Origin of the sequence: Dyella sp. SG562, from assembly GCF_011759495.1 — a bacterium.
GTDB lineage: Bacteria > Pseudomonadota > Gammaproteobacteria > Xanthomonadales > Rhodanobacteraceae > Dyella_D > Dyella_D marensis.
Map to the genome: position 1 here is coordinate 188,351 of NZ_JAAOYS010000006.1, position 16,860 is coordinate 205,210.

The 16,860-nt window shown below is 69.0% G+C and carries 13 protein-coding genes and 1 pseudogene; 8 read left to right on the forward strand and 6 right to left on the reverse strand.

The window, feature by feature from the left end; translation table 11 throughout:
• Positions 1-58: 58 nt before the first annotated feature.
• The 6 genes from FHW84_RS13210 to FHW84_RS13235 all read left to right on the forward strand — a co-directional run bounded on the left by FHW84_RS13210 (position 59) and on the right by FHW84_RS13235 (position 9,654).
• Positions 59-2,116 (forward strand): TonB-dependent siderophore receptor, encoded by a 2,058-nt coding sequence (locus tag FHW84_RS13210; protein ID WP_243868110.1) that lies wholly within the window; start codon positions 59-61, stop codon positions 2,114-2,116.
• 385 nt (positions 2,117-2,501) lie between these two features.
• Positions 2,502-3,722, forward strand: coding sequence for a siderophore biosynthesis protein PvsA (locus FHW84_RS13215; protein ID WP_167256214.1), 1,221 nt, complete (start codon positions 2,502-2,504; stop codon positions 3,720-3,722).
• Positions 3,719-5,509 (forward strand): IucA/IucC family siderophore biosynthesis protein, encoded by a 1,791-nt coding sequence (locus FHW84_RS13220; RefSeq protein WP_208399780.1) that lies wholly within the window; start codon positions 3,719-3,721, stop codon positions 5,507-5,509. The genes FHW84_RS13215 and FHW84_RS13220 overlap by 4 nt, the downstream gene beginning before the upstream one ends.
• The gene (locus tag FHW84_RS13225; protein ID WP_167256218.1) at positions 5,509-6,675 is read left to right on the forward strand and encodes an MFS transporter; all 1,167 of its coding nucleotides are present in this window, start codon (positions 5,509-5,511) and stop codon (positions 6,673-6,675) included. The genes FHW84_RS13220 and FHW84_RS13225 overlap by 1 nt, the downstream gene beginning before the upstream one ends.
• Positions 6,653-8,407 (forward strand): IucA/IucC family protein, encoded by a 1,755-nt coding sequence (locus FHW84_RS13230; protein ID WP_167256220.1) that lies wholly within the window; start codon positions 6,653-6,655, stop codon positions 8,405-8,407. Before FHW84_RS13225 ends, FHW84_RS13230 begins: the two co-directional genes overlap by 23 nt.
• Positions 8,408-8,433: 26 nt before the next feature.
• Complete coding sequence (locus tag FHW84_RS13235; RefSeq protein WP_167256223.1) at positions 8,434-9,654, forward strand: type III PLP-dependent enzyme; 1,221 nt, start codon at positions 8,434-8,436, stop codon at positions 9,652-9,654.
• Between the two features lie 16 nt (positions 9,655-9,670).
• Here FHW84_RS13235 and FHW84_RS13240 read toward each other — a convergent pair whose 3' ends face one another.
• The 4 genes and pseudogenes from FHW84_RS13240 to FHW84_RS13255 form a co-directional block, all read right to left on the reverse strand.
• Positions 9,671-11,137, reverse strand: coding sequence for an FAD-dependent monooxygenase (locus FHW84_RS13240; protein ID WP_167256225.1), 1,467 nt, complete (start codon positions 11,135-11,137; stop codon positions 9,671-9,673).
• Positions 11,138-11,266: 129 nt separating this feature from the next.
• Positions 11,267-12,376 carry a serine hydrolase domain-containing protein gene (locus FHW84_RS13245; RefSeq protein ID WP_167256227.1) on the reverse strand — a complete coding sequence of 370 codons (1,110 nt, stop codon included), beginning with the start codon at positions 12,374-12,376 and terminating at the stop codon, positions 11,267-11,269.
• A gap of 101 nt (positions 12,377-12,477) precedes the next feature.
• A complete protein-coding gene (locus FHW84_RS13250; RefSeq protein WP_243868099.1) occupies positions 12,478-13,644 on the reverse strand; it encodes an alginate export family protein in 1,167 nt (388 codons plus the stop codon).
• 56 nt (positions 13,645-13,700) lie between these two features.
• A pseudogene (locus tag FHW84_RS13255) lies at positions 13,701-13,880 on the reverse strand (DUF4440 domain-containing protein); the annotation flags it as partial.
• Between the two features lie 247 nt (positions 13,881-14,127).
• Between FHW84_RS13255 and ribA the strand changes: the two are divergent.
• Both ribA and FHW84_RS13265 read left to right on the forward strand, forming a co-directional pair.
• On the forward strand, positions 14,128-14,784 hold the full coding sequence (gene ribA, locus FHW84_RS23270) for a GTP cyclohydrolase II (protein WP_167256231.1): 657 nt from the start codon (positions 14,128-14,130) through the stop codon (positions 14,782-14,784).
• Positions 14,781-15,116, forward strand: coding sequence for a putative quinol monooxygenase (locus tag FHW84_RS13265; protein WP_208399782.1), 336 nt, complete (start codon positions 14,781-14,783; stop codon positions 15,114-15,116). Before ribA ends, FHW84_RS13265 begins: the two co-directional genes overlap by 4 nt.
• Before the next feature lie 9 nt (positions 15,117-15,125).
• Here FHW84_RS13265 and FHW84_RS13270 read toward each other — a convergent pair whose 3' ends face one another.
• Positions 15,126-15,806, reverse strand: coding sequence for a hypothetical protein (locus FHW84_RS13270; protein WP_167256233.1), 681 nt, complete (start codon positions 15,804-15,806; stop codon positions 15,126-15,128).
• Between the two features lie 426 nt (positions 15,807-16,232).
• A complete protein-coding gene (locus FHW84_RS13275; protein ID WP_167256235.1) occupies positions 16,233-16,832 on the reverse strand; it encodes a flagellar hook-length control protein in 600 nt (199 codons plus the stop codon).
• Positions 16,833-16,860: the final 28 nt, after the last annotated feature.

The following is a 16,860-nucleotide window of genomic DNA, read 5'->3' on the forward strand; positions in this document are numbered from 1 at the left end:
TCGCTACGTGACCGGTCTTCCCCGCCTGCATCTCCTCGGCCTCGCCATCGCCTGCGCGCTGTGCGCCGCCGCCGCGCACGCCGATGACACCACCGCGCCGAACAAGCCGCGCGACCTCGAAGCCGTGCAGGTGCAGGGCAATGTGCTGGGCCAGTCGTCGAAGGAGAACGTGCGCACCTATGCCGGCAGCCGCAAGGTGATCGGCAGCGAGGAACTGGCCACCGGCGCCAACCGCTCGCTGGACGACGCCCTGCAGCAGGTGCCGGGCATCAAGATTTTCGACGAGACCGGCACCGGCGTGCTGCCGCAGATCATGCTGCGCGGCCTGTACGAAAGCCGCAGCGGCCGCGTGCAGGTGCTGGAGGACGGCATTCCGCTGTCGCTGGCGCCGTATGGCCAGACCAGCCTGTCGCTGTTCCCGGTGACCATGAACCAGGTCGACCGCATCGACATCGTGCGCGGCGGCGCGGCGGTGCAGTACGGGCCCAACAATGTGGGCGGCGTGATCAACCTGGTCAGCAAGCCGATCCCCGAGCGCTGGACCACCACGCTGGGCGAGAAGATCACCGCCGGCGGCGCGGGCCGTTACCTGCGCGACACCACGGTAAGCAGCGGCGGCTACCTCACGCCCGACTTCGGCCTGCAGCTGGATGCCGACTGGAACAAGGGCCAGTACTGGCGCGAGCACAGCGGCACCGACGTGAAGAACGTAAGGCTGCGCACCGAATGGTGGCTGGCCGACGACAAGCTGCTGAAGGCCGACGTGCAGCGCTACGTGGCGAACATGGACATGGCCGGCGCGCTGTCGGTGGCCGACTACGAGGAGAACCCGCGCCAGGCCACCCGTCCGCTGGACCGCTTCACCGGCCGCACCACGCGCGCCTCGCTTACCTACCAGCAGGATCTCGGCGCCTGGGGCCCGTTCGACCAGTCGCAGTTCACCTGGAGCAGCTTCAGCGCCAACAGCACACGCAACTTCATCGTGGGCATGCGCCGCCTCGCCAGCGAGACCTGGCGCCCCGACCTGGCGCCGCAGCTGCTGCAGAGCGCGCCGCGCGGCTTCAAGGTCTATGGCAGCGAGCCGCGCATTGCGCTGCATGTGGACTCCGGAAGCGTCACCCAGCAATGGACGGCCGGCGTGCGCGCGGTGCACGAGGACATCGATTTCCTGGTCGGCAACACGGGCCTGGATAATGGCGTCTACACCCTGGTGCGCAACTGGCAGTTCAAGGACCGCGCCTGGTCCGCCTACGTCAGTGACGCGGTCGGCCTGTTCAACGACCGCCTGACCATCACGCCCGGCCTGCGCTACGAGCATCTCGATTCCACCTACCTCAACCGCGCCAACGGCAGCACCACGCAGAACAACGTGCGCAATGCCCTGCCCGGCCTCACCGTCGGCTACAAGGCCAGCTCGCAGTGGTACGTCTATGCCGACGCACAGCGTTCCCTGCGCGCGCCGCAGGTGACGCAGATCATCTACGGCGACAATCTCGACTCCGAGCTGGCCTGGAACTACGAAGCCGGCGCGCGCTATACGCCGGCCGCAGGCACCAGCATCAACCTCGACGTGTACCGCATCGACTTCGACAAGCAGATCCAGCTCGACAACACCACGCGCACCTACGCCAACCTGGGCAAGACCCGCCACCAGGGCGCGGAACTGGAACTGGAATGGAGTCCGCCCGGCCTGCGCGCGCTCAAGCTCAGCGCCGGCTATGCCTATCTCGACGCCAGCCAGGCATCGGGCCAGTACGCCGGCCGGCGCGTGCCGTATACCTCGCGCAACCAGTTGAACCTGGGCGCCAGCTACGGCGCGGGCGACACCGTCGTCGCGCTCACCAGCTACTACTTCAGCCGCGCCTACAGCGATGCGGCGAACACGGTGCGCGAGAACGCCATCGCCTCCGTCGGCGAACTGCCGTCGTACTGGGTATGGAACATGCAGCTCACGCGCACGCTGATGCGCGCCGGCAGCAGCACGCTCAAGGGCACGCTGGCGGTGAACAACCTGTTCGACCGCCGCTACTGGTACCGCGGCATCGACACCAGCCCCTGGGGCCGCCAGCCGGCGCCGGGACGCACGGCGACGGCAGGCGTGGAACTGAGCTTCTGATGCAGCGTGATGCAGCGCACGCCCTTGCATCGTGTCTTGCATCTGCAACCGCGCGTTGACACCAAACTTACCTGCCGCCATGCACCATTGATCGGCCGCATCGGCCCAGGATTCCGGCAACTTCCTGCGCCGATGCAAGCACGGGGATGCGCCGAGCCAGAACCCGCCGCGAACGCACCAGCGCATTCGCGGCCCTGCCGGTAGCGGACCGCAGCACTACCGAGCCAGCCGGGCGTCCCGCCCGGCCCAGCCATCACAGTCGAAACGAGCGCTTCGGCAGACCGCCGAGGATGCCGTGTGGATGGCTTGCGCGCGTTCCCGCGCTTCGGCCATGACCGGCATCCGAGCAGTCCGCCACGCGCATACCTCTCACACGGATATCTTCATGACCGACAACCTGTCGCCCCTGGTGATCCTGACCCACGTATGCCACGCGGCGGTCACCGATGGTTTCCTTCCCGCCGCGCACCGCCTGGGCCTGACCGTGGTGCTGCTGACCGATCACCGGCTGGAGCACCTGGAGTATTTCGGCCGCGCGCCGGAACACGCGCCGCAGCAGGTGATCGAATGCGATGTGTTCAATCCGCTGAGCGTGATCGACGTGCTGCACGGCGCGGGTATCCGGCCGGCCGCGGTGTTCTCCAACAGCGATCACCTGCAGACTTCCACCGCCCTGGTCGCCGAAGCATTCGGCCTGCCGGGCAAACCGTGGCGCGTGTGCTATGCCGCGAAGAACAAGGCCGCGATGCGCGAACGCCTGCGTTCGCTCGGCCTGCCCGCGCCGTGGTTCGAAAGCCTGATGCCGGGCCAGGCCATCCCCGCGCATGCGCCGTGGCCGCTGATCGCCAAGCCGCGCGAGGGCGTAGCCAGCCTCGACGTGCAGCTGTGCGCCAACCCCGGCGAGCTGCAGCACTACCTGCAGGCGTTCTGGCAACGCCACCCGGGGCGCGCGGTGCTGCTGGAGGAATTCCTGCACGGTCCGCTGTTCACGCTGGAGACGCTGAGCGACCGGCGGCGCACGCAGGCCGTGGGCGGCTTCGACGTGACGCTGTCCGAGCCGCCGCATTTCATCGAACTGGAAGCGCGCTGGAATGGCCCCGCCGGCACGCAGCAGCGGCAGCAGGCGCTGGCCCAGGTGCTGGCCTTCGGCGTGGACTTCGGCGTCTGCCACAGCGAATTCATTCTTACCGAACGCGGCCCCGTGCTGGTCGAGATCAACTACCGCAGCATCGGCGACGGCCGCGAGTTCATGCTCGACCGCATGCATGGCGGGCGCTGGTTCGAGGCCATCCTGCGCCTGCACCTGGGCGAACCGCTCGTGCCGCTGCAGCCCGCCAGCCAGCACGCGCTGGTGCGCTATTACGTGGCCAGCGAGGAAGGCCGGCTGCTGCAGATCAGCGACGACCGCGCGCAGCAACACGAGCGTGCGCACGTGGCATACCGGCGGCTGCGGCAACAGGGCGACGAGATCCGCCTGAGCCGCTCCAACAAGGACTACCTGGGCACGCTGAGCATCGTGGCCCAGACCGAGCACGATCTCGGCCAGGCCTTGGAAGCGACCGAGCCGGGCTTGCAATGGCACATCGCCCAGGGAGCCGACGCATGAACCGCGGCGACAGCGGCTATATCGCCTGGCGCATCATCGACTGCTGCCTGCGCGAGGACCTGCGCGGGATCGTGCACCGCGGCAGCGAAGCGGCGCCCGCGCCGGCAGCGCGGCAGGCATGGCCGGAACATCGCTTCCCCGAACGCTGGTGGCGCATCGCCCACCTGCCCGGCGGCGTGCTGTGGCTGCCGGTGCAGGCCAGCGATTACATGCAGAGCCTGCGCGCGCTCGGCGACGGATGGCTGCGCGAGACGCCGCAGGGGCTGGCCTACGAACACGGCGCGGATGCGTGGCTGGCGCTGCTGGCGGAAGGATTGGACGAGGAGACCCGCCAGCTGCATCGCGACTACGCGGCGGAAGCCCGCTGCGCCGCCGAGCATCGCGCGCTGTCGCGCCAGGCCTATACAGAACGCACCGATGCGCTGGCCGGCGCCCTGGATGCCGCCGGCTGGGACGAGCGCGCCCTGCGCTGCGACCAGGTGGCGAGCTATCGCGACCATCCGTTCTATCCGACCGCGCGCGCCAAGTCCGGCTTCGGCGAAACGGATATGCGCGCCTATGCGCCGGAGTTCGATCCGAGCTTCGACCTGCGCTGGCTGGCGGTGCCGCGCCAGACGCTGCAGCTCACCACCGCGCAACCCTCGTTCTGGCCCCGCATGCGCGACGTAGGGCTGGACGAAACGCTGGCCGCGACGCATGCCCTGCTCCCCGTGCACCCGCTGACCTGGCCGCGACTGGACGAGGGCGACGCTTTCCCGCTGCCGCCGGATACGCATCGCGCGCCGCTGGCGTGGCTGCCGGTACGGCCTACGCTGTCGGTGCGCACCGTGATGCCGGTGAACCATCCCGGCAGCCACCTCAAATTGCCGCTGCTGATGCGCACCCTCGGCGCGCTCAACCTGCGCCTGATCAAGCCGTCGACGCTGTACGACGGCCACTGGTTCGCCCAGGCGCTCACCGCCATCGAAGCAGGCGACGACGCGCTGCGCAACCGCTACGTGCACGTGGACGAAGCGCACGGCGGCCACGTCGACGAGGCCAGGCACCTTGCCTATCTGGTCCGCCGTTATCCGCCATTGCCCGACGCCACCCTTGTCCCCGCTGCGGCGCTGAGCAGCACCATGCCCGACGGCCGTCCCTTCGCCGCGCATCTTGCCGACCGTTTCCACCAGGGCGACCTGCTCGCCTGGTGGCAATCGTACGTATCGCTGCTGAGCGAAGTGCACCTGCGCCTGTGGCTGGCCTACGGCGTGGCGCTGGAAGCCAACCAGCAGAACACCGTGCTGATCTACGCCCCAGGACAGGCGCCGCGCCTGCTGATGAAGGACAACGACTCCGCCCGCGTCCTGCTGCCGCGCCTGCGCGCGCGGCTGCCGGGGATCGAATCGCTGGGCGCCCTGCGCGACCCGCGCATTCCGGTCGACGACGATGCCGCCCTGGCGCGGATGTTCTGCACCATCATCCTGCAGCTGGATCTGCTGGCCGTGCTCGAAGGCGTGGCCGAATGGCAACCGGCGTGGCGCGGACCGATGTACGCGGTACTGCGCCGCACGCTGCGCGCCACGCTGGTCGAACTGCAACGCCAGGGCATCGACACGCAACCGGCCGAGCGCCTGCTGCAAGCGCCCTGGCTGCCGGTGAAATACCTGCTCAGCGCCGGCAGCCTGCTCAGCAAGCGCATCACCGGCGCCAGCGACATCAACAAGTTCTACGGCGACAGCGGCCCCAACTTCATGCTGGCGGACGAAACGGCGGCCGGCGCGCGCCACGCCGACGGAGCAGCTTGATGCGCACGCTCGCTTCCGTGCTGGCCGCCCACTACTTGGCGGCATTCACCGCGCTGGGGATGCCGGTGTTCATGCCGCGCGTGCTCGAAGGCCTGGCGCCCGGCGCGCCCGACTGGCTGAGCGGCCTGCTCTACGTGCTGCCCACCGTGTGCACGGCGCTGACGGCCACGGCCTGGGGACGGCTGGCCGACCGCTACGGCCGCAAGCTCTCGCTGATGCGCGCGCAGGCCGGACTGGTGCTGGGCTTTCTGATGGCGGGCTTCGCGCCGAACCTGGCCTGGTTCGTGTGCGCCCTGATCGTGCAGGGCACCTGCGGCGGTTCGCTGGCGGCGGCCAATGCCTACCTGGCGACGCAGGCGCAAGGCCAGTCGCTGACGCGCGCGCTGGACTGGACGCAGTTCTCGGCGCGCCTGGCGATGGTCACCGCGCCGGCCCTGCTCGGCCTGGCGACCGGCCTGGGCCTGGCGCAGACGCTGTACCGCTATCTGGCCGTGCTGCCGCTGCTGGCGTTGCTGCTGACCTGGCTGCTGCCGGCCGATACGGTGACCAGAAGTTCTTCCGCCAACGTAAAGCCGCAAGCCCCGGACGATCTGCGCGAACTGGCGCCGCTGCTGCTCGTGCAGTTTTTCTTCTACTTCGCCATGGTCGTGACCTTCCCCTATTTCATTTCCTACAGCGAAGCGCTGGGCGTGGGCAGCGACAGCCACGCCGGCCTGTACTACAGCCTGCCGCACCTGGTGTACCTGGTGCTGCTGCCCTGGCTGCGCGCACGCAGCTCCGCTCCGCAACGGCCGCTGCTGCTCGGACTGGGCCTGTTCTCGCTGGCCTGCCTGGGCCATGCGCTGCTCGCCGGCCCCGGCCTGCTCGCACCGGCGCGCGTGCTCTACGGCATCGGCATGCTGCTGGCCATCGGCGGACTCAATCGCGCGCTCAGCCAGCACGCCGGGCAAGGCGGTGCGGGACGGCTGTTCGGCCGCTTCGACGCCTGCGGCAAATGGGCCGGCGCGCTCGGCGGCGTGGCCGCCGGCGCGCTGGTGCATCGCTGGGGCCTGGCCACGCCATTCGTCGCCGCGGCGATGGCGGGCGCCATCGCGCTGATCTGCGCCGCGCGCAGCTATCTCTTCCTTCCATCGAGGCAAACCTATGTTTCAGCAAGCGATGCGTGAACAGTGGTATGCGGCCCAGGCCGATGCGCAGGCGATCGCCTGCTGGCTTAACTGCTATCTGCGCGAATTCGCGCTGCCGCGCGGCCAGGCCGATATGGATTACCGCGGACTGGACCGCCCGGCCGGCCTCGCGCTCGGCGAAGGCCCGCTGCTGCGCATCGGCTTCGCGCAATCGGGCTACGCGCTATGCGTGCGGCTGGGCCAGAGCAGCCGGCTCGGCCGCTGCACCTATACGTCGGCGCCATATCTGAAGGCCGCGGGCGAAGGCTGGCGCTGCGCCGATGCGCGCACCACCATCCACTTCCTGCTGGAACGCCTGGCGCCGGAATGCGGCTTCAACGCCGAGCTGCTGGCGCAATCCGCCAACAGCATCGAGATCACCCGCCATCTGCTGGAGCTCTCCGCTGATGCCATGCCCAGCGGCGACGCGCTGATCGACGCCGAGCAAAGCATGCTGTGGGGCCACGCGCTGCATCCCACCCCGAAGAGCCGCGAAGGCGTGCCGCTGGCGCAGGTGCTGGCCTGCTCGCCGGAAGCGCGGGTGCGGGTTCCGCTGTACTGGTTCCGCATCGATCCGGGACTGCTGCGCAGCCTGGGCCGCGATGCGCGCGCCACGCTGGCCAAGGTGGCCGGCGCGGAGCATCTCTACCCCTGCCATCCGTGGGAAGCCGAACGCCTGCTCGCCCATCCGCTGCTGCGGCAGGCGCGCGAACGCGGCCTGATCGAACCGCTGGGTCCATTGGGCATGGCGCTGCAGCCGACCTCGTCGGTGCGCACCATGTATCACGCGGAGCTCGACTACTTCCTCAAGATGTCGATCCACGTGCGCCTCACCAACTGCGTGCGCAAGAACGCCTGGTACGAACTGGAAAGCGCGGTGGCGATGACCGCGCTGCTGGAACCGGCATGGCGTGACGTGGGCGAGCGCGTGCCGGGCTTCGGCGTGATGCTGGAGCCGGCGGCGACCACGCTGGACTTCAGTGCGCTGGGCGGCGACGCCGAGGCGCACCGCGAGCTGGCCGAGAGCTTCGGCATCCTCTATCGCGACAATCCCGCCGCCCTGGTACGCGAGCGCTACCACCCGCAGGTGGCCGGCGCACTGTTCGCCACCGATCGCCACGGCGCCAGCATATGCAAGGCGATGCTGCGCCCGTCCGCTTCTTCCGCCGGCTATGCGCGCACCGCCATCGCCTGGTTCGAAGCCTATGCCGGCCTGCTGCTGGACGGCGTGTGGCTGGCCTTCTTCAAGCACGGCATCGTGCTCGAACCGCATCTGCAGAACACCGTGATCGGCTTCGACCGCGGCATGCCGACGCGCCTCTGGGTACGCGACCTGGAAGGCACCAAGCTGGTGCGCGAACGCTGGCCGGAAGCATCGCTGGCCGGCTTGTCGGAACGCGCGCGGCAGTCCGTGCATTACGGCCAGGAGCTAGGCTGGAAGCGCGTGGCCTACTGCGCCCTGGTCAACAACCTGGCCGAGGCGATCTTCCACCTGGCCGACGGCGACAGCGCACTCGAAGAGCGGCTGTGGTCGTGCATCGGCGCCATCGCGCAGCGCTGGCAGGAACGCCACGGCGCGCAGCCGCTGCTGCAAGGCCTGCTCGAAGGCGCGGCCCTGCCCAGCAAGAACAACCTGCGCACGCGCCTGTTCAAGCGCGCCGACCGCGACTCCGACTACACCTATCTGCCCAATCCGATCAGCCCGCCGGCCGCCGCGCGCCAGGTGGCTTGAATCCCGCTTCGACCAGGTATCCACGCATGACCCTGCATTGCCCACCCGAGCGCATCGAAGCGCAGATCGCCCAATGGCGCGCCGAATCGCCCGAACCGATCTGCGCCTACCTCTACGACCTGCAGGCGCTGCAGCAGCACGTGCGCTGGATGCGCGAAGCCCTGCCCGAGGGCTGCGAGCTTTACTACGCCGCCAAGGCCAACCCCGAGGCGCCGGTGCTGCAGACCGTGGCGCCGTGGGTGGACGGCTTCGAAGCGGCCTCCGGCGGCGAGCTGCGCTGGCTGCACCAGCAGCAAGCGGATCATCCCCTGCTGTTCGGCGGCCCCGGCAAGCTGGACAGCGAACTGGCCCTTGCCGCATCGCTGCCTTATTGCACGCTGCACGTGGAAAGCCTGGGCGAACTCGCCCGCCTCGCGTCCATCGCCGAGCGCGGCGGCAGGCCGGTGCCGATCTTCCTGCGCATGAATATCGCCGTGCCCGGCGTCGGCGACACGCGCCTGATGATGGGCGGCAAGCCCACGCCGTTCGGCATGGACGAGCAGGATCTGCCGCAGGCGGTGGCGATCCTGCGCGATCATCCCGCGCTGCGGCTGGAAGGCTTCCATTTCCATCTGATGTCGCACCAGAAGGACGCGCTGATGCAGCTCGCCCTGGTGCGCGCCTATCTCGAGATCGCGCAGCGCTGGAAAGCCGCCTACGGGCTCGATATCGGCACGGTCAATGCCGGCGGCGGCTTCGGCGTCGACTACGCCGAACCCTCGGCATCCTTCGACTGGCTGCGGTTCTGCACCGGCCTGCGCGAGGTGCTGCGCCAGCATGCGCATGGCCTGAAGCTGCGCTTCGAACCGGGCCGCTACGTCAGCGTCGCCTGCGGCTGGTATGCGATGGAAGTCATCGACATCAAGCGCAGCCACGGCGAGTACTTCGCCGTGGCGCGCGGCGGCACCCATCATTTCCGCACGCCGCCGGCGCAGGGCCACGACCATCCGTTCCGCATCCTGCGCGGCCAGCGCGCCGCGGCCATCGAGAACGAACGCGTCACCCTGGTCGGCCAGCTGTGCACGCCCAAGGACGTCCTGGCGCGTGCACAGCCGGTGGAGGCCCTGGCCATCGGCGATTGCCTGCTGTTTCCGCTGGCCGGCGCTTATGCCTGGAATATCTCGCACCAGAACTTCCTGATGCATCCGGCGCCGCGCATGGCGTTTCTCGAGGGACGGACGGCGCTGCACGCCGCCAACGCCGCCTGACGGAGCGGACAAGGCGCTACGCCTTCGCCGGCGGGCCGAACCAGGTGGCGAGCGCATCGGCCAGTCCGCTGTCGCCACCCTCGCCGACCCAGGCCACGTAGCCGTCGGGACGGATCAGCACCGCGGAAGGCGCCTCGACGCGGCCCAGCACGGGGAGTTCCCACGGACCTTCGCAACCCGCATCGACGCGGCGCAGGCGATCGGCCCACGGCCCGATCGCCGCATCGAGCACCCCGTGCGCGCCGAGGTTGAGCAGCAGCGGACGCGCTTCATGCAGCAGGCTGTAGACCCGCAACGGGCCGCCGGCGGTGAGCAGATCCAGGTCGGGCATGCGCCGCCCCAGCAGCGGATGCCCTTCGCCGAGGTCGTAGCGGATGCCCAGTCCGATCACCTCCGCCGCCATGCGCTTGCGCGGTTCGTCCATGGCGAGGAACTCGGTGAGGTATTCGTCCAGCGCCAGGCTGCGCTCGTCCCTGCGCTGCAGCGCGACGTGGGCCATGGTGTTGCGCAGTACGCGCGCGGCGACCGGGTGGCGTTCGGCTTGATAGGTATCGAGCAGGCTGTCCGGCGCGGTGCCCTTGATCACCTGCGCCAGCTTCCAGCCGAGATTGGCCGCATCCTGCACGCCCAGGTTGAGCCCCTGCCCGCCCATCGGCGGATGCACGTGCGCGGCGTCGCCGGCCAGCAGCACGCGCCGTTCGCGATAGGCCGCGGCCTGGCGGCTGAGATCGGTGAAGCGCGAAACCCAGCTGGCGTCGTGGATGCCGAAGTCGGTGCCGTACACGGTGGCCAGGGCCGCGCCGACTTCCTGCACCGTGGGATCGCCGGCCGAGCTCAGCCGCGCTTCGGTCAGCACGATGCGTGCGCGGCCGTCCTCGGCCTTGCCGATGGCGTGGGTGCCGATCGCATCGTGGCGGAAACCCCAGGCGGGCTCCTCGCGCATCGAGGCCTCGGCGATCAGCCAGCTCTTGGTGGCGTCCCAGCCGTCGAATGCGATGCCGGCCGTCTTGCGCACGATGCTGCGGCCGCCATCGCAACCGACCAGGTACGAAGCGCGCAGCGAGCCGCCACCGGCCAGCGCGACACTGACGCCGCGCTCGTCCTGCGCGAAGCCAGCCACCTCGCGCTCGCGATGGAACGTCACCGGCAGCGCGGCGACCCAGCTCGCCATGATGCGCTCGATATGCTTCTGCCACAGCCCCAGCGTGTAGTTGTGCCGCGTGGGAAAGTCGCTGATATCCAGCGCCACGTGGAAATACGCATGCGGATGCCGTGTCCCTTCCGCGATGAACCAGTCGGCGATGCCGCGCTGGTCGAACACCTCGAGCGTGCGCGCATGCAGGCCGCCCGCGCGCGAACCGGGCACATCCTGGTTGGCGCGCTTCTCGACGATCGCCACGTCGATCCCCGCCAGGGCCAGTTCACCGGCCAGCATCAAACCCGTCGGACCACCGCCGACGATCACCACATCGTGCTCTGCCATCGCATCGCTCCCAAGGCTGTCGATACCGACAAGGCCGGCGATGCTGCGCCTGGCCCCCGGCCTTACGGCAAGCCCGGGGGTGCGCTATACTCTGGAAGCGGCGGGGAATAGCACTATTCCCCGCTTTTTTTATGCCTGCGCGCCGGCGGCGAACACCGCCACGCCGAACTCGTCGATGGTTCTCTGGCTCAGGTCGGTGTTGTTGAGCAGCACCAGGGTGGCCTGGCCGTCGAGCCGGTGCGCCAGCAGCGAGCGGTAGCCGTCGGTGCGCCCCGTCTCCCACGCAAATGCCCGTGCCGCGCCATCGGCCTGCACGTCCTTGACGCGGCCGCCCAGCGCATACGATTCCGCCGGCACCAGGATCGTGCTCAGCGCCTTGCGCGAAGCCTCGCTCAGCAGCGAACCGCCATAAACACCCTCGGCCGCGCGCACGAGATCGGCCGCCGTGCCGCAATAGCCGCCCGACGCCACCATGTAAACCAGCTGCGGATTCATCTTGCGCACCGGCGGCTCGATCGTGGCGTAGCCGACGGCGACCTGGGCGCGCGCAGCGTCGGTGTAGCGCGGCAGCACGTGCTTGAGTCCCAGCGGCGCGAGCACGAGCGCATCGATGGCCTGCGCGAAATCCTGGCCGGTGACGTGTTCGACGATGCCCTTGACCAGGATCCAGTTGGTCAGGTCGTACGAGAACCGGCTGCCCGGCTCGAACGCCAGGTCGCCGGAACAGAACGCCTCGATCGCCTCGCCCGTGGTGTAGGGCTTGGTCCATATCGCCGGATCGGCCTTGACCCGCGGCGAAAACCCATTGGGAATGCCGCTGCAATTGGACAGCAGGTGCTTGAGCTTCACCTTGGCGCCGTTGTCGGCGCGGTAGCCGTCCAGGTAGTCGCCGATGGATCCGTCGAGCGCCAGCTTGCCCTGCTCGACCAGCCGCAAGACGGCCACCGAGACGAACCACTTGCTGATCGAGGCCAGGGGATAGAGCGTGTCGACCGTGGCGCGGCGCCCCGTTTCCACATCGGCCATGCCGAACGCTTCGGACAACACCACCCGCTGCCCGCGTACCAGATGGATGACGCCGTGAAAGCCGTTCGCCTTGACGAAATCGTCGACGACCGCCCTCACACTCTTGCCCGCGCCCATGTCCGCCCCGGCTTCCGCCGCCAGCAGCGAAGGCGCCAGCCATGCGCCGGCGAGCGCGCCCGCCACGCCTTGTACGAAACGACGCCTGCTCGCCATGCACCCACCTCCGCCTGGAGTGCGCGGCGCGCACTTGCCAGCCCCGACTTATCGGCGCAAGGCAGGCGAGGCGATAAGTGCCGGAAGTTGGCCCGCGTTGTTTACGGCTGGCGGCCGAAGCGGTATTGCGCGACCAGCCAAAGCTTGCGCTCGTCCACGCCATAGCCGCGTGCGCGGTAGTCGCCATACTGCATTTCCAGCGTCACGCCGCTGCCCACGTCGAACAGCACGCCGGCATCGAACTCGTTGCCCAGCGCCGGTCCGCCCAGTACCGGGGTGAAGTGGCGATAGACCACCTGCCAGCTCGCCTTGCGCGCGAGCGGCAGGCTGCCGAACGCGCCCGCGTAGCGGTCGCGCAATCCCGCCACCGGAATACGGAAGGCGCCCACCCAGCCATTGAACGCGCGCGCCGCGCCATAGGCCACGTTGAGCGGCGTGCGGCCATTGCCGTCCAGGCGCTCCTCGCCGGCCTTGAGCGAGAACGGCGCGAAGCCGTAGCTCACTTCGGCCAGGTGGTAGCCCAGGCTGAACTGCGCGGGGTTGTTGCCGTAGTCGTGCTGGCGGGCCACGTCGGCGATCCAGCCGAGGCTGGCGCCCTCGGGCCCGAGCTTGCGCGTACCGCTCCAGCGCAGGCCCAGCGTGCGCACCGAATTGACCGGCCGCGTGCTGTTGCGGATGAAATAGCCGTAGGCAGTGAGCTTGCCCAGCGGCAGTGCCTGATCCAGATGCAGCAGGTGCGCGCTGAGTTTCCAGCGGCGCTGCTGGCGGTCGGGGAAATCCTCGCCCACCGTGCGGTTGACCTGGTCCAGCCAGTGGTAGCGCAGCTCCGCGCCGTCCCACGCCTTCCAGGCCACGCCCACGCCGTCGAAGGACTGCGAGGTCTGCCGCCAGCCGTTGCTGCTGATGAAGCGGCCGCCGTCCATTACCACGTACTGGCGGCCGACGCGCACGCGCACGTCGTCGTTGCGGTATTCCAGCCAGGCATTGGTGAGGCCGGTCGATTTCGGATCGGCCTCGACGGGATACGGCAGGCGGCGGCCGGAGGTGTCGTCGTACTGGCGCCCGAACAGCGAGCGCACCGCGATGCCTTCGGCATAGGCGCTCCAGCCGTTGCCCAGCGCCCAGCGATAGCCGAACTGCAGGCGCACCGTATTGGCATGCCCGCGCAGCGGCGCCGACTGCGAATACAGATTGCTGTAGCGATAGCGCAGGTCGACGAAGGCGGCGCTTGCGGGCGCTTCGCCCGCCGCCGCCGACATGGCCGCCATGGTCCCCGCCAGGCCCAGGCAGGAACGCCGCCACGCCCTGGTGAGCGTGCGCCCCAGGCCTGCCGCACCGTCCCCGCGCGTTGCGAAACTTGTCCCGGCATCGGCGAGGAAGGGTGATTGTCGATTTGCCACTGGCCGTCGATCCTCTGGTAGACAAAGGTGTAGCGCGCCTGCACCTTCCGCGCCTTGCCGTTCTTGCTCAGCCTGAAAGTATAGACGCCCATGTCCACCGCGGCGGCGCCGGCGGCAAGTCATTGGAGGCCTCGCCGCGGGCGCGGGCGGCTGGGCGAAACGCTAGAATGGCGCGTTGTCTCAAAGCCCCGGGAGATCGAATCGCGGCCACCCAGGCGAACGCTGTGTTCCCGATGCAGGCCTGTCGGTTTCGCGGGGCGCGCCCTATACAACCCATCAGGGCGCGTTGAGCACTCACATGATCGTCCCCATCTATACACGCGGCCTCCCCCAAGCCTCGAGATCCTCTCCATGTCCTCTTCCTGCGTGCACGCCGTTCCGCTCGACAAGACGCCCAGCGTGCGCACCACCGCGCAGTTGCCGCTCCATCTCGCCGACGGGCGCGAGGCGGCCGGCCTGATGTACAGCTTCCACGGCCTGTCCGACGGCAAGGAGCATTTCGCCCTGCGCCTGGGCGCCGGCACGGCCGACGCGCCGCTGGTGCGCCTGCATTCGGAATGCACCACCGGCGACGTGCTCGGCTCGGCGCGCTGCGATTGCGGCCCGCAGCTGCAGGAGTCGCTGACGCGGCTGCACGAGGAAGGCGGCTATCTGCTCTACATGCGCCAGGAAGGCCGCGGCATCGGCCTGTACGCCAAGCTCGACGCCTACCGCCTGCAGGAACAGGGCCACGACACCTACGCCGCCAACCGCGCGCTGGGCCATGGCGACGACGAGCGCGACTACACCGCCGCCGCCGAGATGCTCAAGGCACTGGGCCTTACCCGCATCACCCTGATCACCAACAACCCCGACAAGCGCGCGCAACTGGAAGCGCTGGGCATCGAAGTGGCAGCCGTGCGCCCCACCGGCGTGTTTTCCGGCCGGCACAACCTGCGCTATCTGGAAGCCAAGGTGCGCCACACCCGCCACACCCTGCTGCTGCCGGCCGCCACGGAAGAAGCGTGAGCGCGCACGGCGGCACGCCGGGGCCATCCATGCAGGGTCCCATCACCGTTCTCGCCTACCCCACCGTCGCGCCGGACTGGCGCGAGCGTTTCCTGCAGGCCTTCGACGTGCTGGCGCGGCATACGCGGGCCGAACCGGGCTGCCTGGCGTTCCAGCTGCACGCGCACCCCACCGATGCGGGCAGGTTCGTGGTGCACGAAGTGTTCGCCGACAAGGCCGCGCTCGATGCGCACGCGGCGGCGCCGCATACGCGGGACTTCATCGACTTCATCCACATCACCGGCAGCACGCTGTCGTGCCAGCCGTGGTATCCGCTAGAACGGCCGGGCTGACTCGAAGCCTCAGCCCTCGGCCAGCTGCTGGCGTTCCAGCAGGATGTCCGCATCCAGCGTCATGCCCGGGATCAGCGGCTCGGTGCGGCCGTCGACGATCGAGCTCTGCTGGTCCAGCCACACCCTCACGCGAAAGCGCGGACCGTCCGTCGGACGCCCCAATAGCCGCGTGGCCCGGTGGGCCGAGATCGCCAGCAGCGAACGCGACAGCACGCGCCCGCTGTAGCGCCCGAAGCGCTGGTGCGGGAAGGCGCGGTAGCGGATGACCACCACGGCGCCCTTGCGCATGAAGTCCAGCGAGGGTTTGTCCACCCACAGTTCCGCCAACAGCCGCGAGGTGGAAACGGCAGGCACACCGGCCAGAGGCACATCCTGCAGGCACTCGCGCGGCAGCACGCTGGCCACCACGCCGGAGACCGGCGCGCGGACGATGCTGGCGCGCCGCATCGTGCTCTTCGGCACCGGCCTGGATGCGCCCTCCCATTCCAGCTGCCATTGCAGGCCGCTGCGCAGGATGTCGATGATCAATTGCGCCAGCCGGGCCAGCAGCTGGGTGCGCTGCTGCTGCAGCAGCTGGATGCGGTGCTGGCGCTTCTTGTGCTGCAGGCGCTCGAGCTGGTTGCGGCGCAGCTGCAGCCGCTTGAGCTGGTGGCGCTTGGCCGGTGGTCTTCTGGGTTGGAGCTGCTGCAAGTCCGTATCCTCAACCTGCGCGTTCCGTGGGGATCGTCCATGCGCTCAACGCGTCGACGCCGTGTCTGCCCGGCGCGGATGGCGCGTGGCCCCGCCGCCGGCGGTTCGATTCCGCGCCTCGCACCCTCGCCGCTGCGGTAACGACGGGTCATCCGGGCCGGTGCCGATTTTTCGCGCGGAGCATACGGGAACACACGGTCCGAAAGAGGACATTCGCCAGTCAAATAGGGCCAGTCTTATCAAACCGGGATGCAGTACCTGGGCCATCTGTGATGCGGATTCGCCTGTCACGACGCGCAGCACATGCCGGTTGCCATGCGCGGATGCCGATGACACCCGCGGCAAGGCTTTCCCACCGCCCCAAGCGGCGGAACTAACAGGACGGGACGGACCGCGCGGCGCTAGCGCGCGGACCAGAACGGAACCTCACTCCACCCGATCCACGTTCCACGGGTTCGCCGGCTGGCTGTCGTTCGCCACCCAGAATCGGCTCGCGTCGCTGATGGAGCCCTCCGCCCAGAACGTCCAACCGCCGCCTCCGTCATAGAACTCGGCCATGCGGAAGCCTTCGCCGAACTTGCCGGAACACAGGTTGTCCGCCACGGTCCGCGACGTCAGCGTGGCGCCCGCCACCGGCCCGGTCAGGCGGATCTCGCCCTGCGCCCATCCGCTGTATTTGTCCAAAGCGATCGACGATGGCGCCGCACGGCCATCCTGCCTCAGGCAAAGCACGGGCAGCGAGACATGCGGTCCGGTATCGCCGAACAGCGGATTGGAATGTTCGTGGTCGTCGAAACCGACGTGCGAAAACGAGCCCTGGGCGTCCAGCAACGTCCAGGTCATGCCTTTGTGAGTGGCCGGCGGAGGCGTCGCCGCCATGGCCAGCCCCACGCCCATGCAAGCCGGCGCAATGACGAGTCCGCGCCAGCGTCGCATCGCCCCCCGCAGGGACGGCGCGTGCTCTCGAAGCACCCTGCTGGCGCGAAGGTTGAAAACATGGCGGACTACCTGCTTGCGGATGCTCATGATCGCTCTCCCACGGATTGGACCGACT